We start from the raw sequence: 24,467 nt of genomic DNA on the forward strand, positions 1-24,467 counted from the left end.
TTATTTTCTCCCCGAAGTATTCATAGGTTCGCGTACCGCTGACAGCGGGCGGGCAGGGGTTTGGTTCTGAGTCGGGTCCTCCGGCGTGTGCGCACTTTCCGGCCCCTTTTTTATCAGGCGAATCAGATACACGTAGCCGACGCCAAACACCGAGGCGTAAACCACGATAAAGGCCAGCAGGCTGAGGGACATATGCAGATCGCCATGGGCGGAGACCGCATCCCGGGTGCGCTGAACGCCATAGACTACCCACGGCTGGCGGCCAATTTCAGTGGTAAACCAGCCTGCCAGTAGCGCGACCAGCCCGGAAGGACCCATCAACAGGGCAAAACGCAGGAACGGTTTTGACGTGTAAAGCCGGCCACGCCAACGCAGCCAGGCGCTGACCACGCCGAGCAGTACCATTAACATACCGAGCCCGGCCATCACCCTGAACGACCAGAAGATAATGGTGGAATTTGGGCGATCTTCTTTCGGGAAACTTTTTAAGGCCGGAACCTGTTTATCTAGGCTATGGGTCAGGATGATGCTGCCAAGATAGGGAACCTCAATTTTATATTTGGTGCGCTCCTCATCCATATCCGGCAGACCAAACAGCACTAATGGCGTGGCCTCACCCGGTTTATTCTCCCAGTGTCCTTCAATCGCGGCGATTTTTGCCGGTTGATGTTCGAGCGTATTCAGGCCGTGCGCATCGCCAATCATCGCCTGAATGGGGGCGACGATCAGCGCCATCCACAGCGCCATCGAGAACATCTTGCGGATTGCCGGCGTGTCATTGCCTTTCAGCAGATGCCATGCCGCCGAAGCGCCGACGAAAAAGGCGCTGGCAAGGAAGGCGGCGGTGGACATGTGCAGCAGGCGATACGGGAATGAAGGGTTAAAAACGACCTTCAGCCAGTCTACCGGCACCACGATGCCATTCTCGATAATGTAGCCCTGGGGTGTATGCATCCAGCTATTGGACGCGAGGATCCAGAAAGTGGAAAACAGCGTGCCCAGCGCCACCATACAGGTCGCGAAGAAGTGCAGTCCGCGGCCGACGCGATGCCAGCCGAACAGCATGACGCCAAGAAAGCCGGCTTCGAGGAAGAAGGCGGTCAGGACTTCATAGGTCAATAGCGGCCCGGTAATACTACCGGCGAACTGCGAGAACCCGCTCCAGTTAGTGCCGAACTGATAGGCCATCACCAGTCCGGAAACGACGCCCATACCAAAATTAACGGCAAATATTTTTGACCAGAAATGGTAGAGCTGGCGGTAGGTATCCTCTTTTGTTTTTAACCACAGCCCTTCCAGTACCGCAAGGTAGCTGGCGAGACCAATGGTAATAGCGGGGAAAATGATGTGGAAAGATACAGTAAATGCAAACTGTATCCTGGCTAAATAAAAGGCATCTAATCCGAACATGGCTCACCCCTGTACGACATTACTTCATTGTATTTATGGAATATTTTCTGCATAGCGGATACGGCTTTACCTGCGCAAAGCCTCCTGTTGATGACAATTAAATTACGGCGTTGACGGGCATTGAAATATGTTAATGCCCTTGATAATAAAGTTTAAAAATAATTCTTTAATTATCAAATAGGTTAAATTTAACACCCGATAGATAACATCTATTATACAACACGAAATGAGATGTTATTATTTAGTTAACGATTAAAGTCGCTCATTTCATTTTAACCAGACATTTAGTTAAAGATTAAAAACAACGAGTTAACCCTGTCATTTGCTATTCATTGGAAAATGAAATGCGGTATTTCCCGCTTAATTAATGTGGTTATTTAACATCACCGCAAAAAAACGTGACCAATGTTGTTAATAACATCCGCTAGCTGAAGAGAGTATTCAGGAGTTCATATGAATAAGAAAAAACGCGTTGTCCCCGGTGTTCATCCCTATGATGGCCCAGCGGGTGGATGGGGGGCGTTAAAAGCGACCGCCATCGCCGTGCGTACGCAAATGGACGCGCTTGACGCCCCGGTCACGCTGCTGCGTACCAACCAGCCTGACGGTTTTGACTGCCCCGGCTGCGCATGGCCGGATAAAGAACATAAATCAACCTTCCAGTTTTGTGAGAACGGCGCGAAGGCGGTCACCTGGGAAGCCACCAGCAAACGCGTGACGCCGGAGTTCCTCGCTGCCAATACCGTGACCTCGCTGCTGGCGAAAAGCGACTTTGAACTGGAAGGGTACGGACGTATTACCCATCCCTTGTCTTACGATCGCGAAAGCGACACGCTGCGCCCGGTCTCCTGGGAAAGCGCGTTTTCCCGCATTGGCGAAGTATTACAGGGCATGCAGCCCGATGAAGTTGAGTTCTATACCTCCGGGCGCGCCTCTAACGAAGCGGCATATCTGTTCCAGCTTTACGCCCGCGAGTTCGGCACCAATAACTTCCCGGACTGCTCTAATATGTGCCACGAGGCGACCAGCGTCGGTCTGCCGCAATCGATCGGCATCGGCAAAGGCACGGTGTCTTTGGATGACTTTGATAAAACCGAACTGGTTATTTCCATCGGTCACAACCCCGGAACCAACCATCCGCGCATGATGGGGACGTTGCATGAACTGTCCCGCCGCGGTGTGCCGATTATCGTCTTTAACCCGCTGCGTGAAAGGGCGCTGGAGCGTTTTGCCGACCCGCAGAACGTTATTGAAATGGCGACCTACAGCTCAACTAATATCGCCTCAACCTATTTTCAGGTGAGAGCGGGCGGCGATGCCGCGGCGCTGAAAGGGATCGCTAAGGCATTACTGGAGATCGAAGCGGACCAGGGCCAGGTGCTGGACCAGGCGTTTATTAACGAGCACACCCTCGGCTTCGATGCTTTTGCCGAAGATTTACGTCAGACTAGTTGGCCGGAAATTGAGCGTGAGTCCGGATTAACCCGCGACGATCTGCAGCGCGTTGCCGTTGCCTACGCCAAATCCAACGCCACTATCGTGACCTATGGCATGGGGATCACCCAGCATAACAAAGGCACCTCTAACGTCCGGTTGATTGCCGACCTTCTGCTGATGCGCGGTAATATCGGCAAACCGGGGGCCGGGATCTGCCCGCTGCGCGGTCACTCTAACGTGCAGGGCAACCGTACCGTCGGCATTACCGAAAAACCGAGTGCGGAGTTTCTGAATAATCTTGAAAGCGTGTTTGGCTTTGCCGCTCCACGTGGACATGGTCACGATGCGGTGAAAGCGCTGCAGGCAATGGTTGCCGGCGAAGCGAAAGCGCTTATCTGTCTTGGCGGTAATTTCGCGGTGGCGATGCCGGATCATGAGCAGGCGTTCCCGGCAATGCGCGGGCTCGATCTTAGCGTGCACATTGGCACCAAACTGAACCGTTCGCATCTGCTGGTGGCGAAAGAGACCTTTATTCTGCCTTGTCTGGGCCGCACCGAACTTGATATGCAGGAGAGCGGACGTCAGTCGATTACCGTGGAAGACTCGATGTCGATGGTCCACGCTTCATCCGGCAAACTGAAACCGGCCTCTGACCGACTGCGCTCGGAACCGGCTATCGTCGCCGGGATGGCGACGGCGACGCTGCCGAACAGTAAGATCGACTGGTTATCGTTGGTGGCGGATTACGACCGCATCCGCGATCTCATCGAGCACACTATCCCCGGATTCGAGGATTATAACGAACGTATTCGTCATCCGGGCGGTTTCCGAATGCCGCTGCCGCCAACCGAGCGGATCTGGCCGACGCCGACCGGCAAAGCGATGTTCTCGGTGTTCAAAGGCGTCCATGAGAACACCCGCGTTGACGGCGACGACGTGATGCGCCTGGTTACGCTGCGCAGTCACGATCAGTACAACACCACGATTTACGCGATGGACGATCGCTATCGCGGGGTGTTTGGCCGCCGCGATGTGCTGTTTATGAATGAGCAGGATATGGCCGAGCAGGGGCTGGAGCATGGCGACCGCGTCGACATTTTCACCGCGCTCCCGAATAGCGACCTGCGCCTTGAGGATATCACCGTGGTTGCTTATAGCATCGCGCCGGGCACCGTGGGCGCTTATTATCCGGAAGCCAACGTGTTGGTGCCGCTGGATTACATCGATGAAGAGAGCGGAACGCCGTCGTACAAGTCAGTTCCTATCCGCCTGACGCTGCGTTCTAAAGAGGTGCGCGCCGTCCCCGGTCTGCGTTAATTTGCTGAATGTTGCCAGTGGCCTAAGACCGGGCCACTGGTAAATGGCATCTTGAAATAAGCCCCTACCGCAAGTAACATTTAAATAACATATCTTATCGCAGCTGTGTTCTGCATCGCGTCCACCACTGACCAGCGGACGTCACTATTCTGGAAGTTAAGATGGACATTAAACAGCTGAAATATCTGATCGCGCTCGATCAGACGCGCCATTTCGGTCAGGCCGCGGCGGCCTGCCATATCACCCAACCGACGCTTTCGATGCGTATTCGCAACCTGGAAGACGAACTTAATCTTACGCTGATTCAGCGCGGCCAACGCTTCGAAGGTTTTACCCCGGAGGGGGAGCGCATTCTGGCCTGGGCGCGAGCGCTGCTGGCGGCGCACGACGGCCTGGCGGCAGAAGCGGCGATTTGTCGCGGCCAGATGGTGGGCCAGTTACGCGTAGGCATGGTGCCGTTAGCCAGCCTGAACCCTATGCAGCTTATCAAACCGCTGGCGGAAAAATACCCTGAACTGCAGTTCAGTCTGCTGTCGATGACCTCTGAGCAAATTATCGACGGCGTCAGCCGTAATCAGCTCGATCTTGGCATCTGCTATTTGCACCACGTCGATAGCGAATTATTTAACGTCACCTGGCTGCCGAAAACGCGAATGGGCCTGCTGCACGACAGTCGCCATTTCCAGTTTGATGCCGGTATCCCCGAGTGGGAGACATTAGCGGGACTGCCGCTGGGTTTCCTTACCAAGGGGATGTATTATCGTGAATCGATTGAAATGAGCTTCAAAGCCAAAGGGTTAACGCCGAAATATGTTTTTGAAAGCGATTCGACATTTCAGATAATCCAGGCGGTCCAGGCCGGGATCTGTTGTGCCATCATGCCGCTCAATAACGGCCTGGAGGCGTTGAGCGACAACCTGGCGATTATTCCCATCGCGGAAACCGAGGTTGACTCCACGCTTGCGCTCATCATGCGTAACCAGGAGCCAGTATCGTCGCTGGCGGAGAAGTGCTTCGCCGATGCGCAGGCGATTTTCGGCGAAACGTCAGAAACTTAATCGGCGGCAAAATGCTGTTGCATGAAATCGAGCCAGACGCGAGAACGAGCGGGTAAAAAGTGGCGTTCGCGATACAGCGCCATGAGATGTAGCGGTGCCGCCGGTAGTTCCAGTTCAATCACCTTTAACTGACCTGAGGCGATAAACGGGCGGCAAGCCTGTTCAGCAAGGATGGCGAAACCCACGCCGGCGACGGCGGCATGAAGAGCGATCTCTCCGCTATTCACCCGAAAATGGGCCTGTACGTTCACTTTTTTAAACGCGTTCTGTGCGGTGATGAATTGCCAGGCTTGCCCCTTCAGCGCGCTGACGGTGGTGATGCAGGGAAGCGAGGCAAGCTGCTCGCAACGTACTGGCTGTCCGCATTTTTCCAGCAGCGAAGGCGCTGCGACAACACAACAGGGAAACGTCGCCAACGGCCTGGCGATATAGCTGGCATCCTCCATTTTTCCACGGACGATGGCGACGGCAATATCAATATCATCTTTGAGCGCATCGGCACCGGCAAGGCTGACCACGCAGCTTACTTCGATTTTAGGATAACGCGTGGCGAACTGCGCCAGCAGGGGGCCAAAAAGCGTCGGTCCAATTTCGTTAGGCAGACATAAGCGCAACAGCCCCTCAGGATCGGCCTGCTGTTGAGTCAAGGCCGCTTCGGTTGCCGCGAGCTCATCGAGCAGGGGACGCATGCTGTTAAAAAAAGCCTGTCCGGCATCGGTGAGATGCATGTGTCTGGTGCTGCGCTGGATAAGCCGCAATTGCAGTTTTTCTTCCAGTTGAGAAATCTGGCGACTGACATTTGACGAAGGCATACGTAACGCCCGCGCCGCCCCGCTGAAGCTGCCGTTTTCCACGACATTCACAAACACCCGTAGTGCATTCAAATCCAGTTTACTCACCGCCGATTATCCCATTTTTGATAATTAACCCGCCCATTTTTACCGCCTTATGCGCTTTTTTACTAGCCGATAAACTGATGCTCCCCCTGATGAGAGGACGTGTAATGACCATAAATCTACGACGAATGGGTGCGATTATCGCTTTTATCCAATTTACCAACGCGCTGGAATATATGATTTTCAATCCGCTATTTGTCTACATGGCGCCAACTTTCCAGGTGCCGGTGAGCTGGGCAGGTTATGTCAGCGGTATATACACGCTCGCATCGGTCATTTCCGGCATTGGCGCGTGGCGCTGGGTGGGGAGGCTTAATCCGCGAACGTTTCTGCTGGTTAATATGGCGTTACTGGGAGCGTTAACGCTGATGGTGCTGGCCACCCAGCATTTCATATTACTGTTGGTGCTGCGCTTTTTTGCCGGGATCCTTGGCGGAATGACGATGGGGGTGGCCAGCAGTTTATTGATCAACGCGGCGGACCAGCAACAACGCGCACGCTTGTTGGCAACGGTCATTTCAGCCTTTTCGCTGGTCAGTATTATCGGCATGCCCGCCATGTTGTTTCTCTGCGCACGTTTCGGCTGGCAGACGGCGCCGGCATTGATTGGTGTTCTTTGCCTGCTGGCGCTTATCATGATCTATGTTGGCCTGCCGAAGACTTCCGGCTGTGCAGGCTCTGGTACAAAGATACGCATCACGCCAACGATGCTGTTATTCGCCAGCGGCAATGCGTTAACCCAGTTTAGCCCGATGCTATTACTGCCGATCCTGGTGCCTTTGCTGATGGGCAATATGCGGGCAAGCAGCGAAGCGCTACCGTGGTTGTTCTTTCTCGGCGGTATAGCGGGATTTGCGGCGACAAAGTTGAGCGGCGGTCTGTGTCAGCGCTTTGGCGGCTACCGGCTGAGCCTGGCGGCAACCGTAGTTTTTATCATCAGTTTGCTGATGGTGCTTTGGCTGGACGGCGCGAGTTGGCTGTTCATGATTGCCTTCCTGGGAGCATCTTATAGCCGACTGGTTGCCTCCTCGGCGGTGGCGATTCGGTTCCCGGACGATACCTGGCGAGCGGGATTTACCACTTTGCAAGGAGGTTTCATGTCCTTCAGTACGGCGATTGCTTTTGTGCTCTGTTCAGTGTGGCTGGCCGACGGCGAGATGAGTCAGCAGGCGTCTACTGGGTTGATTGTATTTAGCGGAGCTAGCGCCTTGCTGCTGCCATTTTTATTGCGCTATCAAGAAAAAATACTCGTACGCAACGCCGCCGAACGGGTAACCGGCGGCGTTGGTGAGCATTAAATATTTTCCAGGCGAATTCCCCGGGTTCTTGGCCCAAATATGCCGACCGACAGCATGACCATCAGCATACTGGCGACGATAAAACTAATCACCCCTGGCGTTCCGGCATATTGCAGGATCACACCAATCATAATACTGGTGACCGCGGTAGACAGACGGCTAAAGGAGTAACAAAAACCTACCGCCCGGGCGCGAATATGGGTCGGGAAAACTTCGGCCTGGTAGGCATGATAGCTGATGGTGAGCCAGGCATTAGACCAGGTGATCATAAAGCCGCAGATAACCAGCAGTATCGGGTTATTTTGTAAAGCGAACAGTGTGCCGAAGATGACCGTCATTAGCGCTGACAGGACAATTTGCCATTTGTTTTCAAAACGATGGACGAAACGAGTGCAGAACAGGCAGCCAAGCGGGTAGGCCAGGGTGATAAAGAAGGCGTACAGCAGGCTATGGGTAATACTGGCGCCCTGGCCGGAAAGCAGCGCGGGCAGCCAGTTACCGAAACCAAAGAAGCCGATGGCCTGGAAGAAGTTCATCACCATTAACATGAGGGTGCGTTGCCGGTACTGCGGCGCCCAAATTTCTTTAAAATTACCGCGTTGCGGCGCCGATACCGCCGGGCTGGCATGGCGCCGGGAAGGCGATAAACCGCAGCGCTGCTCCATTTCACCCATGACCCGGTGCGCGTCATCGTGGCGGCCTTTGCTTTCCAGCCAGCGGGCGGATTCCGGCAGCTTTTTGCGGATGACCCAAATGACCAATGAGCACAGTGCGCCAAGAATAATCACCCAGCGCCAGCCGCTCAGGCCGAGGATGGTCATTGGCACCAGTAGCCAGGACATCAGCGCCACTGTCGGTACCGAGAGAAACTGAATGAAGAAAGCATACGCGAAGGCTTTATTGCGTAAATGCGTCGGCATCCACTCGCTGAGATAAGTATCAATAGTCACCAGTTCAATTCCCAGGCCGATCCCGACCAGGAAACGAAAGAAAATGACCCCTTCAGCGCTATTTTGCAGCGCCATAATCAGCGAAAAGATGCCATACCACGCCAGCGCGAACATAAAGGTCAGACGGCGTCCGAGCCTGTCCGCCAGCGGCGCGAGCAGGCTGGCGCCGATAAACAAGCCCATAAAGGTCGAAGAGGCGAAGGCCGCCTGATCCGCGATACCGAATACCCCGTCTTTCCCGGTATGGAAAATATTCTCGGCGAGCAGACCGGTGCTGATATAACCGGTCTGGAACAGGTCGTAGAGTTCGAAAAAGCCGCCTAATGCCAGCAGTGTGATAAATGACCATAGACCGGGCGAGGAGGGCAGAGCGTCGATACGCGCGGTTAAGCTGTCGGGATGTTGTCCTGGCGGGCTAAAGGAGGCGTCGCCGAGAACCTGGGTGGTAGACATATTATTATTTTCCTCAGGAGAAATGTTTGCCTGCTAATGTTAATTGGTTGTTAATGGTTTTAAATTTTTAATTGTTAGCGGCATCACGATTTAACAGTCAGAAATCATGCTTAATGCGTTTATAGATGGCAAATATGCTGGTTTTTTGCCTGGCGTGGCGGCGGAATTGAAGTAAACGACCGGTGATGGAAATCAGAATAAGTGAAATGGTATCGTTGGCGAATATCACCTACATTTGCAGCGTGTACTCTGTGCATTTAAAGGAAAAGATCATGTTAAAGCGTCAGGTAGTAAAAGCAGCGTTGGCTATGGTGCTGTCCCTAACAATGGCCGCGGCACCGGCGCTTGCTAATCCCGGAAACGGTAATGGCAACGGTAATGGCAACGGTGGTCATGGTAATAGCGGCAACCATGGCAATAGTGGTAATAACGGCAACCATGGAGACAAAGGCAACAATGGCCATAGCGTCAGCCAAAGCGATAACGGCGCTGGCAAGGGACAGCGTAAGAACTACGGCAAACCGGATCACGTCAACAGTGATATCAGCTATACCACCGCTCGCGCGCTAGCGGTGAACTATGGCTTAACCGGCTATCAGGCGCTGCCTCCGGGGATTGCGAAAAATCTCGCGCGTGGAAAACCATTACCTCCGGGTATTGCCAAAAAAGCGGTGCCTGCCTCGATGCTCAACCAATTACCTTATTATCCCGGCTATGAGTGGCGGGTCGTCGGTGACGATCTGGTTCTGATTGCGCTCAGTACCGCTGTGGTCACCGCGATTATTAATAGCGTATTTGATTAAACTGAAGCCCCCGGCGTTGCCGGGGGACTGGAGTGTCGTTATTCCTGATACAGCGCCAAAGCCTTGTTTAACTTGGCGGAGGCGATATTACTGAGTTGCGCATGAAAATCGTCATTGATTGTTGAGTGTAAATTACCGGCAAGGGTGTCTGCCGATTGCACATTCCAGCCGGTACCCAGCAGGCTCAACGATTCGTGCTTGTTCTTATAATATTCACTATCAATATTAAGTGCGGTGCCTTTAATTCCAAGGCAAGCGCCTACCAGATGGTGATGAAAACGGGTACTAATAATCTCCCCATCAGCCTGAACCGGGATACCTCCATGCCAGACATGCGAGAAAGGATAAAACTGAATATCAGGGATGGCCTTCTGCAGTTCGACAAATGCCGTGTTGTCGGCGCCTGGAATAGCTTCTATATAACCTATTTTCTTGCCGCATTGATGCTGTTGCTGAAGGTAATCGGCAACCAGGGAAACAAGCTTTTGAAATATATCGTCTTCAGAAAGTTCATTCTGAATACAGCATAAAATATCCGGCAGATCGGGGCTATTGTTTTTGGATACCACATCCAGGTCATAACCCAGGAACACATCGTCCTGAGTATTTTCAACCGCAAATCGACTGGCCGTTGCGGGATCGCGAACGGAAAAATAATCAAATGAGGTTATCGCATCGTTAAAAATTTCAGCGGCAAGGAACTCTTCGTGCGGGTAAATGCTGATGCCGGTGGCAATCGTTTTAGCTTGCGAGACCTGTTTTAGCGCCTGGCAAGCGAACAGGATGGCATAGTTTTCTTTCCAGTTGGCATTGATATAGCCGCCCCCCAGAATATGTACAATATCAGCAGAGCGTAAAATATCGATATTCAGGTCAATATCAGGAGAACCATAATCCTTAATAAGACTGGCAGTTTTATTATTTATATCATTTAGAATATCTACGGAACGCCAGCAGATTTTCCACAAGGTATTAATGGCTTTGAAGTTGGGATGATACTTCATAAACAACGATTGCACGTTACCTGGTTCAGGGGTATCTAACCAGACTTCATACTGTGGATAATTTTTATAAAGGAAAGATAGCCAGGTGGCGGTGATTAATTCATCGCCATAATTTGGTCTTCCGGAACATGAAACCAAATAAACTCTTTTGCTCATACCGTTTCCTTTACGTGGTTGTGTAAATTTGCTTAAATTATGATGGTATTTTGTACAGGTAAATAAATAATGCGAATATTTAAGATGTTAATATAAATAACGTTTATCGTATAGGTATGTTGTCTGATTTGGTGATGGGGGTGGCACAATGTTCACGATAAGAGCTGTATGATGGCGGTCTGAAGCATTGGCAGCCGACACGATTGTGCGCTGTGACTCCTCTGACGAGAGAGGTTAAACGAGAGCAAATCTAAACCAAACCTCACTGACGGGCTTACGGAGCTTTACTCCCGGCAAGTCACGTCTATACTAAGCACAACTTCACACAGGAGAGATATGTTGGACAGTCACCCTTATTTAAACATCAAGGCAAACTGACGCTATCTATTCTGCGCTGTTTGCCAACCGGCAGGCAGCAATCCTTTCCCAAACCCGATTGCCTCCTGAGAACTGGAATTCGCTTTTTTGCGAGGTAATTCATCATGCTATTGTTTTTTTACGCACTGTTCCCTCCGCCTTTGCCGCGGTAATACACGCTCATATTAGCCATTAAGGCTCTCTCACTGCGGTTTGGCAAACCTCGCAGGGATATTTAATACGCGCAATTATGAGTGTGAAAAAATAACATCTAACTATGCATAATTTATTTATGCAGGGACTACCACATCTAAATTTGGGGATGAATCATGACTGACATGAAATTAGAAAACCGGAATACCAACCGGTCTGCGTCAGAAAATGATAAGCAGCATAAAAAGAGCTTTGCGATTGAAACGGAGGCCTTTAATAGCCCGGATCACACGCTGTCGCGTTTAAATAGCAGTCGGCAGGGGCTAACGACCGCCGATGCGCTGGAGCGGCTGGAAGATTATGGCCGCAACGAAGTGGCACGAGAAACCGCGCCGCCGTTTTTTATTCAATTACTGCAGGCATTTAATAACCCGTTTATTTACGTGCTGATGGCGCTGGCGGCAGTCAGTTTTATTACCGATTACTGGCTACCGCTGCGTAATGGTGAAGAGACCGACCTCACCGGCGTTATTATTATCCTGACGATGGTGAGCCTGAGTGGTCTATTACGCTTCTGGCAGGAGTTCAGGACCAATAAAGCCGCGCAGGCGCTAAAATCCATGGTCCGTACCACCGCAACGGTACTGCGCCGCGGGCCGGGAAATATTGGCCCCAGTCAGGAGGAAATACCCATTGAAGAGCTGGTGCCGGGCGATATTATTTTTCTTGCCGCGGGCGATCTGGTGCCGGCAGATGTTCGTCTGCTGGAATCACGGGACCTCTTCGTCAGTCAGTCCATTCTAAGCGGTGAATCGCTGCCGGTGGAAAAATATGACCTCATGGCCAGCGTTTCAGGTAAATGCAGCGATCGTATACCGACGCCGGATAAAAATAAAAGCCTGTTAGAGATGGGCAATATCTGTCTGATGGGGACGAACGTCACCAGCGGCAGGGCGCAGGCGGTGGTGGTGGCGACCGGCGACCGGACCTGGTTTGGCTCACTGGCAAAATCGATTGTCGGCACCCGCACGCAGACCGCCTTCGATCGTGGGGTGAATAGCGTCAGCTGGCTGTTAATCCGCTTCATGTTGATTATGGTACCGATCGTGTTGCTGATTAACGGTTTCAGCAAGGGCGATTGGGTTGAAGCCTCGCTATTCGCCCTGGCGGTGGCGGTCGGTTTAACGCCTGAGATGTTACCCATGATCGTCAGTTCGAACCTGGCGAAGGGCGCGATTGCCATGTCGCGACGCAAGGTGATCGTTAAACGTCTTAATGCCATCCAAAACTTTGGCGCAATGGATGTGCTGTGTACGGATAAAACCGGCACCCTGACCCAGGACAATATCATTCTTGAGCATCATCTCGACGTCGGCGGCGCGGAAAGTAATCGGGTATTAATGCTGGCGTGGCTGAATAGCAGCAGCCAAAGCGGAGCGCGTAATCTGATGGACAGGGCCGTGCTCCGTTATGGGGAAGGCCGGCTGGCGCCGACGGAAAAAGAGCGTTTCGTTAAGCTTGATGAATTGCCATTCGATTTTGTACGTCGCCGCGTATCGGTCTCGGTGGAAGACAGCCGCTATGGCGATAAAAGTCTGATTTGCAAAGGGGCGGTTGAAGAGATGCTCGAAGCCGCGACCCATATCCGTGAGGGCGACAAGATCGTTGAACTGGATGCGCTGCGCCGGGAACTGCTGCTGACGAAAACCGAAGATTATAACGCTCAGGGCTTCCGGGTATTGCTGGTTGCTACCCGCAAGCTGGACGACACCGAGCTAAACGTGCCGCTCACCGCCGCCGATGAACAGGGGCTCACCGTTGAGGGCATGTTAACGTTTCTCGATCCGCCGAAGGAAAGCGCGGGCAAAGCCATCACCGCACTGCGTGATAACGGTGTCGCGGTTAAGGTGCTTACCGGTGATAACCCGGTCGTAACGGCGCGGATTTGTCTTGAAGTGGGAATTGATTCGCACGACATTCTCACCGGCCAACAGGTTGAGTCAATGACTGACCGCCAGCTTCAGCAGGAGGTCGAGAAACGCGCGGTGTTTGCCAAACTGACGCCGCTGCAGAAGTCGCGCATTCTACAGATGCTACAGAAAAATGGCCATACCGTTGGTTTTCTGGGCGATGGCATTAACGACGCGCCGGCGCTGCGCGATGCCGATGTCGGTATTTCTGTCGATAGCGCGGCGGATATCGCGAAGGAGTCCTCGGATATTATTCTGCTGGAAAAAGACCTGATGGTGCTGGAAGAGGGCGTTATTAAAGGACGCGAGACCTTTGGCAACATTATCAAATACCTGAACATGACCGCCAGCTCCAACTTCGGCAACGTGTTTTCGGTGCTGGTCGCCAGCGCCTTTATCCCGTTCCTGCCGATGCTGGCTATTCATCTGTTGATCCAGAATCTGATGTACGACATCTCACAGCTGTCGCTGCCGTGGGACAAAATGGATAAGGAGTTTTTGCGTAAACCGCGCAAGTGGGATGCGAAGAACATTGGCCGCTTTATGCTGTGGATTGGCCCCACGTCGTCGATATTCGATATCACCACCTTTGCTCTGATGTGGTACGTCTTCGCCGCCAATCATGTGGAGGCGCAGGCGTTGTTCCAGTCCGGCTGGTTTATCGAAGGGCTGCTGTCGCAGACGCTGGTGGTGCATATGTTGAGAACGCAGAAAATACCGTTCATCCAGAGCCGCGCGACGCTGCCGGTACTGCTCACCACCGCCGCCATTATGGCCATCGGCATTTATATCCCATTCTCGCCGCTTGGCGCCATGGTGGGGCTTGAGCCGCTGCCGCTGAGTTATTTCCCGTGGTTGGTTGCCACGCTGCTGAGCTACTGCCTGGTGGCGCAGGGTATGAAACGTTTCTATATCAAGCGCTTTGGCCAGTGGTTCTGATGACAAAAAGGAGGGATGACGATGAATCGTTCACCGGAAGATCTCATCGCCTGGATGTTTTTACTGGCCGGTTTGCTGGTACTGGCGCTGGCGATACGGCAAATCTTTGAATAGCGGGGGGACTATGCGCAAAACATCATTAGACCCAATCTTTATCCAGGCTGTGTTGATGATGGTGGTGATAGTCTTACTCACCGTCTGGATTAGGTAGTTTAAGGCCCGGGGTATTATTGCTCCGGGCCTGCGATATTCCTGCTACATGGCAAATGGCACTTTCCACCACGGGGAACGTGTCGATTAGCTCAATAATGGCAGAGCTTCGAGCATATTCTTCAGGTTTAGGGCATCCCACGGCAAGTGTTCGGCGACGGTGAGTCCCACCGGTTTGGCCTGAGCGGCAGCTTGATTGATAAAATTAACCACTTCGGCAATCGTCAGTTTCCCTTCGGCGACATCGCCGAAGTCGTGTACGCCGCGCTCCGGACGAGCAAACAGCACCGCTCGAAACAGGGCCGGGTCGAGGACATCAAGATCGAGGTGGATGGCCAGGTACTCAACACTTTCGCGCGCTATCCACTCGTCGATCGCCTGCGGATTCTGACGCAGCTCTGAAGGGCTTAAGGTGGCGATACCGCGTTCAGTAATAAACTGTTTTTCGACATCGAGGGGGCTATGGATCCCAGCAATAAGCGCTTTGCCAGGCGATAATGGCTTTCTGACCACCTGGGTTAGTTCCACGTCGCCATTGCCCATCAACGCCCCAAGAACGTGGGCATGGGCATGTGGGAACTGCTCTGGCGTCATAATGTCCGGGTGAGAATCAATCCATAACACCCCCAATTTATCGCCATATTTTTCCGCAAGCCAGGCAAAGGGGGCCAGAGAGACCAGGCAATCGCCCCCTAAGGTGACGATGGACTCTGGCTGAGTTCTGGTGATTTTGTCTTGCGCATCAAGCAGCTGTTCAACTACCGCACGGCGGCCGACAATACCCTCTTCATTAACCAGCGGCGCCTTGGTCGGGGCGGGGACGCTGACCTCTTCAACGGCGCCCTGGGCCGGCGGCGCCAGCCACGCCAGCAGCTGCGAACCGAAAAAGTAGGGCGGATTGTTACCGCCTTGCCACTGCGGGAAAAGTAAACGCAGTGTGTGGTAAGTATTTTGAGCCATATCATCCTCGCCTCAGGCATGTGCAATTAAATGAACGAACGTTCATTCATTTATAATGAAACGCGCGATGCACGATGGCAAGCAAAAAACGGCAGAAGCAGGTAGAATTGCCCATCGCCGGAGGTAGTTGAAATGTTAAATAATTCAGAAACGTACCATAAGCTGATTGTCGCCGCGGCGGCGTGCTTTGCCGAAAAAGGATTTAATGGAACCAGCGTGCGCGAAATTGCACTGCGCGCAGGTATTAGCCTCGGCGCGATGTACACCTACTTCAAGGGCAAAGATGAACTCATTGAGGCGATTATCCTTGAAGAGCAAAAATCGGCATTAGCTAAGCATCAGGAGCGCTTTGAAGGTTCCCATTTTGCGCAGATTTGCGCCTTAGCCGTTTCCTGTATTGAAGAAGTGGGGTATCCCTCATCTCACCAGCTGTGGGTGGAAATTATTGCTGAGTCGGCAAGAAAGCCGGCGCTGCGGCAGATTTTCGTCAATAGCGACAGGATCATGCGCGACGGAATGGCACAGATTATTACTCGCGGAATTGCCGCGGGTGAGCTCAGCCCACACGTTAATGTCGAAGAAGCAACGCTTACCATCTTTGCGTTAATCGATGGTTTGATTGGCCGTAAAGCGATGAATCCCGCATTTAGCGTGGCTAAGGATCTGCCGCACTTTGACCATATCATGGCGACCATTCTCGATAAAAATAGCGTTAGTGAATCCCATGCAACAGTACGCTGATTTCTGTTTTAGCGCCGTGATGGCCCAACGGGCGGCAAAAGAAAATCTCACCCTTGATGCCGACCAGCTCGCGTTAGTCGCCGATTTGCAAACGCTGAGTCAGCAGTTATTCCGGCAGCAAACGGCAATACAAGGCTTGTACGTCTGGGGGCGAACCGGGCGCGGGAAAAGCTTTATTCTCGATAGTTTCTTTGCCAGTTTGCCGCTGCGTGAAAAGCGGCGGGTGCATTTTCATCACTTTTTCCGCGAGCTCCATCAGCGGCTGAACGCCCCTTCGGCGCCGCGATTGCCACAGGTCGTCGCGCAAATGACCGACAACTGTCGTCTGCTCTGTTTTGATGAGTTTCACCTTCATGACCCGGCTGACGCGATGTTGATGAAGGTGCTACTGGAACATTTATTCGCGCGAAATATCGTCTTATTAGCGACCTCCAATTATCCGCCCGACCGTTTGCTGGCGAATCCGCTTTATCACGAACGTTTTTTGCCTTCCATTAACCTCATTAAACGGCATATGACGGTAACGGCGCTCAACGGCGAACAGGATTATCGCGAGCGACATACCTCGCTGGAGAATGATTTCTGCCAGGGAAAATTGTTGGTGCAGCCCACTCTCAGCTGCCGCGCAGCGCTCGGTTTGCCGGCTATTGCCCCGCAGGCGCAGGCTCTGCAGGTAGGTTATCGAACCCTGCACACGGCATCGCCGCAAGGGACCTTTCTGCATTTCACTTTCGACCAGCTCTGCCTTGCGCCCACTTCGGTCATGGATTACCTGACGCTATGTGAGCAGCACCAGAACTGGCTCGTCGAGAATGTTCCGCCGTTGGCGCGCGTTAGCCCGGCGGCACAGCAGCGCTTTATCAACGTGGTGGATATTTTGTATGAAAAACAGTGCCGCTTAATATTAATTACCGATTGCGGGCTGGAAACACTGGTGGCGGATGTGGAGCTGGATGATATTCAGCGCACCTACAGCCGGTTACAGCAGCTCGCGCGGGAAGCATAAAAAAAGCGCCTCTCGATATTGAGCGGCGCTTTAACAGAGTAACCTGCCGCCGATTATTCACCGGCGGGCAGGGGAATTACAGATCGAAGCGGTCCAGATTCATCACTTTCGTCCATGCGGCAACGAAATCAGTAACGAATTTCTGTTGCGCATCGGCGCAGGCATAGACTTCGGCCAGCGCGCGCAGGACCGAGTTAGAACCGAACACCAGATCAACGCGCGTGGCGGTATATTTCTCTTCGCCGCTCTTACGGTCGCGACCGGTAAACAGCTCAGCCTGTTCATCGGCGGCTTTCCATACGGTGCCCATATCCAGCAGGTTGACGAAGAAGTCAGTGCTGAGGACGCCGACGCGATCGGTGAAGACGCCATGTTGGCTGCCGTCGAAGTTAGCGCCCAGCACGCGCAGGCCGCCGACCAGCGCCGTCATTTCCGGCGCCGTCAGGGTTAGCTGCTGCGCTTTATCGATAAGCAGAGTCTCCGTCGACACGCCGCCTTCGATGCGACGGTAATTACGGAAACCGTCGGCCAGCGGCTGCAGCAGATCCATTGCTTCAACGTCGGTCTGATCCTGGCGCGCATCAACGCGACCCGGCGCAAACGGCACGTTTACGCGAACGCCGGCAGCGGCGGCAGCCTGCTCAACGCCCACGACCCCAGCCAGAACGATGATATCCGCCAGAGAAGCTTTACCCGACGCTTTCTGGATGGCCTGCAGAGTTGGCAGCACTTTGCTGGCGATGGCGTTTACCGGCCACTCTCTTTGCGGCAGCAGGGCCAGACGCGCGCCGTTAGCGCCGCCGCGTTTATCACCGCCGCGGAAGGTTGAGGCGGAAGCCCAGGCAACGGAGACCAGTTCGCTAACCGACAGGCCTGAATCCGCAATGGCCGTTTTCAGCGTGGCGATGTCGGAGGCGGTTGGGTTATGCGTCGGTGCCGGTAACGGATCTTGCCAAATCAGATCTTCTTTTGGCACTTCCGGCCCGAGATAACGGGATTTTGGCCCCATATCGCGGTGAATCAGCTTAAACCAGGCGCGTGCGAAGGCTTCGTTGAAGGCCTGCGGATCGTTCAGGAAACGGCGCGAGATTTTGCCGAATTCCGGGTCGAAGCGCAGCGTCAGGTCCGTTACCAGCATCGTCGGCTTGCGTTTTTTATTTGGATCAAACGGATCGGGAATAATCTCTGGCGCATCTTTCGCTTCAAACTGAATTGCGCCCGCCGGGCTGCGCGTTTGTACCCATTCGTATTTGAACAGGTTCTCGAAGAAGTAGTTGCTCCATTGGGTCGGTGTTTGCGTCCATACCACTTCCAGACCCGAGGTGATGGCGTCCGCGCCTACACCGCTGCCGTAAGTACTGCTCCAGCCAAGACCCTGAGATTCCAGCGGAGCGGCTTCTGGTTCCGGACCCACATGGCTTGCCGGCGCGGCGCCGTGCGTTTTACCCAGCGTATGGCCGCCGGCGATCAGCGCGACGATTTCTTCATCGTCCATCGCCATATTGCCGAAGGTCGCGCGAATGGCTGCCGCGGCGGAAAGCGGATCGCCGCTAGCGTTAGGGCCTTCCGGGTTGACATAGATCAGACCCATTTCGGTGGCGCCCAGCGCTTGTTTTTCCAGGCTTTCCGGGTGGCGGTGTTTCAGCCACTCTTTCTCATCGCCCCAGTCAACGTCGAGGTCCGGTTCCCACACGTCTTCACGCCCTGCGCCGAAACCGAAGGTACGGAAGCCGGCGTTTTCTAATGCCACGTTACCCGCCAGCATATACAGGTCGGCCCAGGAGATTTTCTGACCGTACTTTTGTTTCACCGGCCACAGCAGGCGACGAGCTTTATCAAGGCTGACGTTATCAGGCCAGGAGTTAAGCGGGGCGAAACGCTGCTGACCGCGACCCGCGCCGCCGCGGCCATCAACGGTACGGTAGGTCCCCGCGCCGTGCCACGCCATGCGAATAAACAGGCCAATATAGCTGCCCCAATCGGCGGGCCACCACTCCTGGGAGTCGGTCAGCACCGCGCGAAGGTCGGCTTTCAATGCGGAGTAGTCGAGCTTTTTGAACTCTTCCCGATAGTTGAAGTTTTCGCCCAGCGGGTTAGAACGGTTGGAGTGCTGATTCAGCAGGTCAACACGAAGTTGGTTGGGCCACCAGTCACGGTTGGCGGTACCGCTGCCGGCGCTTTGCTTCGGCGTCTCGGCGTGGAAAGGGCATTTCCCAGCGGATGGGTTGTTAGTGGGATCATTTGACGTGCTCATATCAGGCTCCGTTTGCTTTTGTGAATGCCATTACGATATACACTGCTACCAATAAGCGATATTTGAATGAGTCTACGGATTTAATAGCTTTTACCGTTCAACAAACATAATTAAAACCAGTGTTTTAGTGTGATTACTCGGCGAAATTCAAAACCACACCTTTAAACATAGTCGTAACGCAGCGGTAAAGGAAACGTTATGATGCGTTAACCGCTACGGATCGCTAATTGTTTGAGATATGACAATTTTACTGCGATGAATGGATTAGCGTTGCCAGTAAAGCGGCGTGCCGAAAACGTCGGTAAAATAATCAATAACGGTGCGTACATTGAGCGACGGATGACGAGCATGCGGATAAATCGCGGCAATGTAAGAGGGCAAATGGTTGATGCCAACGCTGTAGTCATTCATCAGCGAAACTAATGTTCCCTGCGCCAGCGCATCGCCCACCATCCAGTCTGGAAACAGAACAATACCCATTCCGCCAATCGCTGAAGTGAGAAGGGCATCGGCGTTGTTTGAGATTAGCCGCGGTGTTTGCGGGTAATGGGTCCACTCTTCTTCCCCCTGGCGAAAAAGCCAACGGTTAGCTCCCTGTGAACCGCGATACACCAGCGTGTGATGTTGATTGAGCTCAGAAGGCGATTGCGGCGCGCCGAAACGGGAAAGGTAACCAGGCGCTGCGGCGAGGTAATAGCGCTGGGCGCCAAAAACCTTTGCGTGATAGCTGGCGTCAGGCAGGGCGCTGATGCGAAAAATGATATCAGTCGCCTGGCGATGAGGATCGACAAAGTCATCGGTCAGAATTAATTCGAACTCCAACGCGGGATAACGATCGGCCAGTCCGGCTAACCATGGCGCGATATGCCGTTGGCCGAAGTAGACCGGGGCGTTGATGCGCACAAGTCCGCCAGGTTGTTGGGTGCGATCCTGTAATTCGCGTTGCGCGTGAGCGAATTGCTCGGTCATCCCGCGGGCATAGTCAGCAAACAGGTTTCCGGCCTCCGTTGGAACGACCGCACGCGTATTGCGATAGAACAGCTGCTGGCCAAGCGCATCCTCGAGTTGCTGGATGACCCGTGAGATAAGAGAAGGGGATACGCCTTCACGGCGCGCGACAACGGAAAAACTATGGCTGTCATACACGGCGATAAATAGCTGGAGGGCGCGGAGATTGATGTTACCTACGTCGGCCATTGATGCAGATCCTGCAAAGGTGTTTACAACACTATACTATTTTTTGCATTAGCGCGCCGTTCTATTCTCTTCCGCTCTTAACAACTGAAGAGTATTTAATATGCAGCGTATGCTGATTTTTTTAGTGATTGCCGGCGGAATGGGGCTGTCCGTAGAGGCAGGTCTGTTGGGGCCGCTGGCGGGTCAGATCGGTGATTTATGGGCAACAATGAGTATTTTCTCTATTGGCGCGGCATTAACATTTTTACTGATGCTTTTTTTTAGCCCGCGACAGAGTCCCTCTTTTTTTTCGCTCCCCGGCTGGCAATTAACCGGTGGTCTGTTGGGGCCCGGTTATGTGGTGATATTAACGATTGTGACTCCGGCGATCGGCATCGCAATGACAATTACCGGCGTTCTCGCCGGTCAGGTATGTAAAAGCCTGTTAATCGATCATTTTGGCTGGTTTGGTAGTCCGCGGCGAAAAATAGATCGCCGCCGGGTTATTGCGCTGTTGTTCATTGTGGCGGCATTAATGCTGATTGCCGTTGATTGAGGTGCTGATATGAATATGTTGATGATTATTTTGTCGCTGATTGGCGGCGCATTGCTAAGCGTACAGGCTGCGGTGAATGGCCGTCTTGGCGCACATGTCGGAATATTGCGTAGCGCCTTTTTGACCTTTTCCATTGGTGCGTTGGTGACCGGTTTATTGATCGTTTTCTTTGCTCCGCAGCAGTCGATGACGCTGCTGGATGTGCCAAAGTGGCAACTGCTTGGGGCGTTCTGCGGGGTACCCTATATTGTCATCATGGTGCTGGCAGTACAGCGAATCGGCACGGCAACGGCGACGGTGGCGGTAATATTTGGTCAACTCGCGATGAGCTTGCTGATTGACAATTTTGGGTGGTTGGGGAATAGCGCTATTGCCTTTTCGCCACAACGCCTGGCGGCGGTTCTGTGTTTGGCGCTAGCGCTGTACTTTATATACGCGTCTGGCGTATCAGGGGCAGTTGAGCCGACAAAACGGTCGGGAAAGGCGAAATGGTTGTCGACCGAACGGGAATAAGCTAATACTTAGACACCATGTGACTGGCGCTAAAGACAGAATACTGTTGGGGAGCATGGTCAAGTACGCCGCGCGCCTGGGCATTACCCCTATCTGGAGATAAGTTATGCCTGAATTAGCTTCATTATCGGCTTTTGCCGCGGTGGCGTTGGGTTTGGTATTAACTCCTGGCCCCAACATGATGTACCTCACTTCACGGTCGATTTGCCAGGGAAAACGCGCCGGCTTTATTTCTCTTGCTGGCGTTGCGCTGGGATTTTTCTGTTATATGCTGTGCGCGGCTTTTGGCATAACCGCGCTGGTTTTCGCCGTACCTTATGCCTACGACGCGTTGCGAATTTGCGGAGTGGCTTATTTACTCTATTTAGCGTGGCAGGCGATTAAACCCGGTGGGCGGCCGATTTTCGCAGTTCGCGACTTACCGGCGGATAGCGGGCGTAAGCTGTTTCTGATGGGCCTTCTTACCAGCCTGGCGAATCCAAAAGTAGCTATCATGTATTTGTCTTTGCTGCCACAGTTCATCACCCCCGGGCTCGGCAGCGTGCTGAGTCAGTCGCTAATATTAGGCTGCACCCAGGCGCTAATAAGCGTGGCGGTAAACGGACTTATTATTATGCTGGCCGGGCAGGTGGCGCTGTTTCTTGGGCGGCGGCCGGGCTGGCAACAATTTCAACGTTGGCTGATGGCGACGGTACTTGCCGGAATGGCCGTAAAAATTGCCTTTGAGGCCAGAAAATAACCGTTACTGGCGAACCCCGCATGCTGATGCCTTTCTCCGGTTAAGAAAGGCATCTCACGTTCTAACATACTGATACATTTCTGCCAGTTCATTAGCAACCTTTCTGTAGGGCTAATGCGTCAATAAAGCTATTCTTCCCCGCCTTTATTTTTTGTGCTTTCAAGTGACTCAGGTAAATTGCCGCCAATGCCCCTATTGAGAGATGAGATCCGCGACCACTCGGCAGAAGAGATGCTATTCATCCGCCGCGCCGTCATTGCTTTCCTGTTGGTGGTGATCTGCTTTGGCGTGTTGATTTTCAATCTCTACCATCTCCAGGTAGAGCAGCACGATTTTTATCAGACCCGTTCCAACCAGAACGACATTAAAATGCTGCCGATCGCGCCAAGCCGGGGGCTGATTTTCGACCGCAACGGTATTCCGCTGGTGCAAAATATCACCCTGTATCGCCTGCAGGTGATCCCCAGCAAAATTGCCGATATGTCGGCGCTGCTCCAGGCGTTAAGCCCGATTGTCGACCTGACGGCGGATGATATCGCCAGTTTCCGCGACGATATGCACCACAATAGCCGCTATAAAGAAGTGACGCTGAAATCCGATCTTACCGATGTGGAAGTGGCGCGCTTCGCGGTCAACGAATTCCGTTTTCCCGGCGTCACCGTCGAGAGCTACCAGCAGCGAAGTTATCCCTATGGCGCGGAACTGGCGCACGTTGTCGGTTACGTTTCCAAAATTAACGATAACGATTTACAACGGCTGGCGAAAAACGGTGAAGCAGAAAACTACGCGGCCGATCGCAATATCGGTAAACAGGGAATTGAAGGCTATTACGAGAAAGAATTACACGGCACCACCGGCTATCAGGAAGTTGAAGTAGATAACCACGGTCGCGTCGTTCGCTTACTGAAAGAAGTCCCGCCGGTCGCCGGCAAAAATATCTATCTGACGCTCGACCTGCATTTGCAGCAGTATATTGAGTCGGTCCTGAAGGGCCAGCGCGCCGCGGTCGTGGCCGTCGATCCGCGCGACGGCGGCGTACTGGCGATGGTGTCGAGCCCCAGCTATGACCCGAATCCCTTCGTTAAGGGGATTGGCTACCAGGCTTACAAATCACTGCTCGATAACCAGGATCGCCCGCTAATTAACCGCGTCACTCAGGGTTTGTATCCTCCGGCTTCCACGGTCAAGCCGTATATGGCGCTCTCAGCCCTTTCCGCCGGGGTGATTACGCCAAATACCACCTTCTTCGGCGCGCCAACCTGGACGCTACCTGGTACTCAGCGCCGCTATCGCGACTGGTTAAAAACCGGACACGGTATGTTGAATGTGACCAAAGCGATTGAAGAGTCGGCGGATACGTTCTTCTACCAGGTCGCTTTTGAAATGGGCATTGACCGTATTCATCAGTGGCTGAGCAAGTTTGGTTATGGACAGCCGACAGGGATTGACCTGAATGAGGAGTATTCTGGCGTGTTGCCGAGCCGAGAGTGGAAACAGCGGGTCCATAAAAAACCGTGGTACCAGGGTGATACTATTTCCGTCGGTATCGGCCAGGGCTACTGGATCGCCACTCCTATTCAAATGGTGAAAGCGCTGACCACCCTAATCAACAACGGCAAAGTACAAAACCCGCATCTTTTGTACTCAATGAAGCAGGGGAATAAGGTCGAACGCTACCAGCAGCCGGCCAATTTACCGCAGGTTGGCGACCCGAAATCGCCATACTGGGGGATTGTCCGTAACGGTATGTATGGCATGGCGAACCTGCCGAACGGGACGGGATATAAGTTGTTCCATACCGCGCCGTATCAGATTGCGGCGAAGTCCGGGACCTCGCAGGTGTTTAGCCTGAAGGAGAACCAGACCTACAATGCCAAAATGATCCCGGTACGTCTGCGCGACCACATTTTTTATACCCTGTTTGCGCCGTATCAGCATCCGAAGGTGGCGATGGCGCTCATTCTCGAAAATGGCGGCGGCGATGGCGTTGTCGCCGGCCCGACGGCGCGCGCGATTCTCGACCATATCTTCGACCCGGCGAATGCGCCAGCTGCGGATAGCGCGCAAAGTAGCGTTCCGCAGGTCGAAAGCGCCGATGCGCAGTGACGACC

20 protein-coding genes and 1 riboswitch are annotated in these 24,467 nt (G+C 53.3%); of the genes, 13 read left to right on the top strand and 7 right to left on the bottom strand.

All coding sequences use genetic code 11. From position 1 onward, the window contains the following. The gene (locus PGR23_RS05510; RefSeq protein ID WP_015366505.1) at nt 1-1,410 is read right to left on the bottom strand and encodes a cytochrome ubiquinol oxidase subunit I; all 1,410 of its coding nucleotides are present in this window, start codon (nt 1,408-1,410) and stop codon (nt 1-3) included. A gap of 453 nt (nt 1,411-1,863) precedes the next feature. On the opposite strand from PGR23_RS05510, the gene PGR23_RS05515 reads away from it, so the two are divergent. Then, nucleotides 1,864-4,164, top strand: coding sequence for an FdhF/YdeP family oxidoreductase (locus PGR23_RS05515; protein ID WP_047048565.1), 2,301 nt, complete (start codon nt 1,864-1,866; stop codon nt 4,162-4,164). 161 nt (nt 4,165-4,325) lie between these two features. Continuing rightward, the gene (locus tag PGR23_RS05520; protein WP_045394200.1) at nt 4,326-5,222 is read left to right on the top strand and encodes a LysR family transcriptional regulator; all 897 of its coding nucleotides are present in this window, start codon (nt 4,326-4,328) and stop codon (nt 5,220-5,222) included. Here PGR23_RS05520 and PGR23_RS05525 read toward each other — a convergent pair. Then, entirely contained in the window at nt 5,219-6,121 is a 903-nt protein-coding gene (locus PGR23_RS05525; RefSeq protein WP_047048560.1) for a LysR family transcriptional regulator, read from the bottom strand. The genes PGR23_RS05520 and PGR23_RS05525 overlap by 4 nt on opposite strands. A 104-nt stretch (nt 6,122-6,225) precedes the next feature. On the opposite strand from PGR23_RS05525, the gene PGR23_RS05530 reads away from it, so the two are divergent. Beyond that, a complete protein-coding gene (locus PGR23_RS05530) occupies nt 6,226-7,416 on the top strand; it encodes an MFS transporter (protein ID WP_396279668.1) in 1,191 nt (396 codons plus the stop codon). Here the strand turns inward: PGR23_RS05530 and PGR23_RS05535 are convergent. Beyond that, nucleotides 7,413-8,819 (bottom strand): MFS transporter, encoded by a 1,407-nt coding sequence (locus PGR23_RS05535; RefSeq protein WP_045394207.1) that lies wholly within the window; start codon nt 8,817-8,819, stop codon nt 7,413-7,415. The genes PGR23_RS05530 and PGR23_RS05535 overlap by 4 nt on opposite strands. Nucleotides 8,820-9,091: 272 nt before the next feature. On the opposite strand from PGR23_RS05535, the gene PGR23_RS05540 reads away from it, so the two are divergent. Further along, nucleotides 9,092-9,622, top strand: coding sequence for an anti-virulence regulator CigR family protein (locus PGR23_RS05540; RefSeq protein WP_380377368.1), 531 nt, complete (start codon nt 9,092-9,094; stop codon nt 9,620-9,622). Between the two features lie 38 nt (nt 9,623-9,660). Here the strand turns inward: PGR23_RS05540 and PGR23_RS05545 are convergent, their stop codons facing one another. Continuing rightward, nucleotides 9,661-10,782 carry a polysaccharide pyruvyl transferase family protein gene (locus PGR23_RS05545; RefSeq protein WP_063447134.1) on the bottom strand — a complete coding sequence of 374 codons (1,122 nt, stop codon included), beginning with the start codon at nt 10,780-10,782 and terminating at the stop codon, nt 9,661-9,663. A gap of 686 nt (nt 10,783-11,468) precedes the next feature. Here PGR23_RS05545 and mgtA point away from each other — a divergent pair. From mgtA to mgtU, 3 genes are read left to right on the top strand one after another with little or no spacing between them, the layout of a single operon-like run. Further along, nucleotides 11,469-14,201, top strand: coding sequence for a magnesium-translocating P-type ATPase (gene mgtA, locus PGR23_RS05550; protein ID WP_396279670.1), 2,733 nt, complete (start codon nt 11,469-11,471; stop codon nt 14,199-14,201). Nucleotides 14,202-14,222: 21 nt separating this feature from the next. Next, nucleotides 14,223-14,315, top strand: a complete 93-nt coding sequence (gene mgtR / locus PGR23_RS05555; RefSeq protein ID WP_020078726.1) for a protein MgtR — start codon at nt 14,223-14,225, stop codon at nt 14,313-14,315. A gap of 10 nt (nt 14,316-14,325) precedes the next feature. After that, nucleotides 14,326-14,412: a magnesium transporter protection protein MgtU gene (gene mgtU / locus PGR23_RS05560; protein WP_257880777.1), complete on the top strand. Its 87-nt coding sequence runs from the start codon at nt 14,326-14,328 to the stop codon at nt 14,410-14,412. A gap of 86 nt (nt 14,413-14,498) precedes the next feature. On the opposite strand, the gene PGR23_RS05565 is transcribed toward mgtU, so the two are convergent. Next, nucleotides 14,499-15,371, bottom strand: a complete 873-nt coding sequence (locus PGR23_RS05565) for an arginase family protein (protein WP_396279671.1) — start codon at nt 15,369-15,371, stop codon at nt 14,499-14,501. Nucleotides 15,372-15,503: 132 nt separating this feature from the next. Between PGR23_RS05565 and PGR23_RS05570 the strand changes: the two genes are divergently transcribed. Together PGR23_RS05570 and zapE are read left to right on the top strand one after the other, a co-directional pair. Next, nucleotides 15,504-16,112 carry a TetR/AcrR family transcriptional regulator gene (locus tag PGR23_RS05570; protein ID WP_047079136.1) on the top strand — a complete coding sequence of 203 codons (609 nt, stop codon included), beginning with the start codon at nt 15,504-15,506 and terminating at the stop codon, nt 16,110-16,112. Continuing rightward, the gene (gene zapE / locus PGR23_RS05575) at nt 16,096-17,118 is read left to right on the top strand and encodes a cell division protein ZapE (RefSeq protein ID WP_396279672.1); all 1,023 of its coding nucleotides are present in this window, start codon (nt 16,096-16,098) and stop codon (nt 17,116-17,118) included. Before PGR23_RS05570 ends, zapE begins: the two co-directional genes overlap by 17 nt. A gap of 76 nt (nt 17,119-17,194) precedes the next feature. Here zapE and katG read toward each other — a convergent pair whose 3' ends face one another. Continuing rightward, nucleotides 17,195-19,372 (bottom strand): catalase/peroxidase HPI, encoded by a 2,178-nt coding sequence (katG, locus tag PGR23_RS05580; protein ID WP_047048540.1) that lies wholly within the window; start codon nt 19,370-19,372, stop codon nt 17,195-17,197. A 264-nt stretch (nt 19,373-19,636) separates the two neighbouring features. Beyond that, nucleotides 19,637-20,569, bottom strand: coding sequence for a LysR family transcriptional regulator (locus PGR23_RS05585; RefSeq protein ID WP_047048537.1), 933 nt, complete (start codon nt 20,567-20,569; stop codon nt 19,637-19,639). A gap of 100 nt (nt 20,570-20,669) precedes the next feature. On the opposite strand from PGR23_RS05585, the gene PGR23_RS05590 reads away from it, so the two are divergent. From PGR23_RS05590 to mrdA, 4 genes are all read left to right on the top strand, one after another. After that, nucleotides 20,670-21,104 (top strand): DMT family transporter, encoded by a 435-nt coding sequence (locus PGR23_RS05590; RefSeq protein ID WP_315710550.1) that lies wholly within the window; start codon nt 20,670-20,672, stop codon nt 21,102-21,104. 9 nt (nt 21,105-21,113) lie between these two features. Continuing rightward, the gene (locus PGR23_RS05595; RefSeq protein ID WP_063415564.1) at nt 21,114-21,617 is read left to right on the top strand and encodes a DMT family transporter; all 504 of its coding nucleotides are present in this window, start codon (nt 21,114-21,116) and stop codon (nt 21,615-21,617) included. Nucleotides 21,618-21,626: 9 nt separating this feature from the next. Continuing rightward, nucleotides 21,627-21,706: riboswitch (ZMP/ZTP riboswitch) on the top strand. Nucleotides 21,707-21,723: 17 nt separating this feature from the next. Further along, nucleotides 21,724-22,356, top strand: coding sequence for a LysE family translocator (locus PGR23_RS05600; protein ID WP_045394225.1), 633 nt, complete (start codon nt 21,724-21,726; stop codon nt 22,354-22,356). A gap of 186 nt (nt 22,357-22,542) precedes the next feature. Beyond that, the gene (mrdA, locus tag PGR23_RS05605; protein WP_315710547.1) at nt 22,543-24,462 is read left to right on the top strand and encodes a penicillin-binding protein 2; all 1,920 of its coding nucleotides are present in this window, start codon (nt 22,543-22,545) and stop codon (nt 24,460-24,462) included. Nucleotides 24,463-24,467: the final 5 nt, after the last annotated feature.

The organism is Klebsiella sp. 141162 (assembly GCF_050600755.1).
Lineage (GTDB): Bacteria > Pseudomonadota > Gammaproteobacteria > Enterobacterales > Enterobacteriaceae > Klebsiella > Klebsiella aerogenes.

Excerpts from the sequence above, each read along its gene's own strand:
- mrdA (WP_315710547.1), top strand. The coding sequence starts at position 22,543 with ATGCCCCTATTGAGAGATGAGATCCGCGACCACTCGGCAGAAGAGATG.
- katG (WP_047048540.1), bottom strand. The coding sequence starts at position 19,372 with ATGAGCACGTCAAATGATCCCACTAACAACCCATCCGCTGGGAAATGC.
- PGR23_RS05520 (WP_045394200.1), top strand. The coding sequence starts at position 4,326 with ATGGACATTAAACAGCTGAAATATCTGATCGCGCTCGATCAGACGCGC.
- PGR23_RS05515 (WP_047048565.1), top strand. The coding sequence starts at position 1,864 with ATGAATAAGAAAAAACGCGTTGTCCCCGGTGTTCATCCCTATGATGGC.
- PGR23_RS05590 (WP_315710550.1), top strand. The coding sequence starts at position 20,670 with ATGCAGCGTATGCTGATTTTTTTAGTGATTGCCGGCGGAATGGGGCTG.
- mgtU (WP_257880777.1), top strand. The coding sequence starts at position 14,326 with ATGCGCAAAACATCATTAGACCCAATCTTTATCCAGGCTGTGTTGATG.
- PGR23_RS05570 (WP_047079136.1), top strand. The coding sequence starts at position 15,504 with ATGTTAAATAATTCAGAAACGTACCATAAGCTGATTGTCGCCGCGGCG.
- PGR23_RS05565 (WP_396279671.1), bottom strand. The coding sequence starts at position 15,371 with ATGGCTCAAAATACTTACCACACACTGCGTTTACTTTTCCCGCAGTGG.
- mgtR (WP_020078726.1), top strand. The coding sequence starts at position 14,223 with ATGAATCGTTCACCGGAAGATCTCATCGCCTGGATGTTTTTACTGGCC.
- PGR23_RS05540 (WP_380377368.1), top strand. The coding sequence starts at position 9,092 with ATGTTAAAGCGTCAGGTAGTAAAAGCAGCGTTGGCTATGGTGCTGTCC.
- mgtA (WP_396279670.1), top strand. The coding sequence starts at position 11,469 with ATGACTGACATGAAATTAGAAAACCGGAATACCAACCGGTCTGCGTCA.
- PGR23_RS05510 (WP_015366505.1), bottom strand. The coding sequence starts at position 1,410 with ATGTTCGGATTAGATGCCTTTTATTTAGCCAGGATACAGTTTGCATTT.
- zapE (WP_396279672.1), top strand. The coding sequence starts at position 16,096 with ATGCAACAGTACGCTGATTTCTGTTTTAGCGCCGTGATGGCCCAACGG.
- PGR23_RS05585 (WP_047048537.1), bottom strand. The coding sequence starts at position 20,569 with ATGGCCGACGTAGGTAACATCAATCTCCGCGCCCTCCAGCTATTTATC.
- PGR23_RS05600 (WP_045394225.1), top strand. The coding sequence starts at position 21,724 with ATGCCTGAATTAGCTTCATTATCGGCTTTTGCCGCGGTGGCGTTGGGT.
- PGR23_RS05530 (WP_396279668.1), top strand. The coding sequence starts at position 6,226 with ATGACCATAAATCTACGACGAATGGGTGCGATTATCGCTTTTATCCAA.
- PGR23_RS05535 (WP_045394207.1), bottom strand. The coding sequence starts at position 8,819 with ATGTCTACCACCCAGGTTCTCGGCGACGCCTCCTTTAGCCCGCCAGGA.
- PGR23_RS05595 (WP_063415564.1), top strand. The coding sequence starts at position 21,114 with ATGAATATGTTGATGATTATTTTGTCGCTGATTGGCGGCGCATTGCTA.
- PGR23_RS05545 (WP_063447134.1), bottom strand. The coding sequence starts at position 10,782 with ATGAGCAAAAGAGTTTATTTGGTTTCATGTTCCGGAAGACCAAATTAT.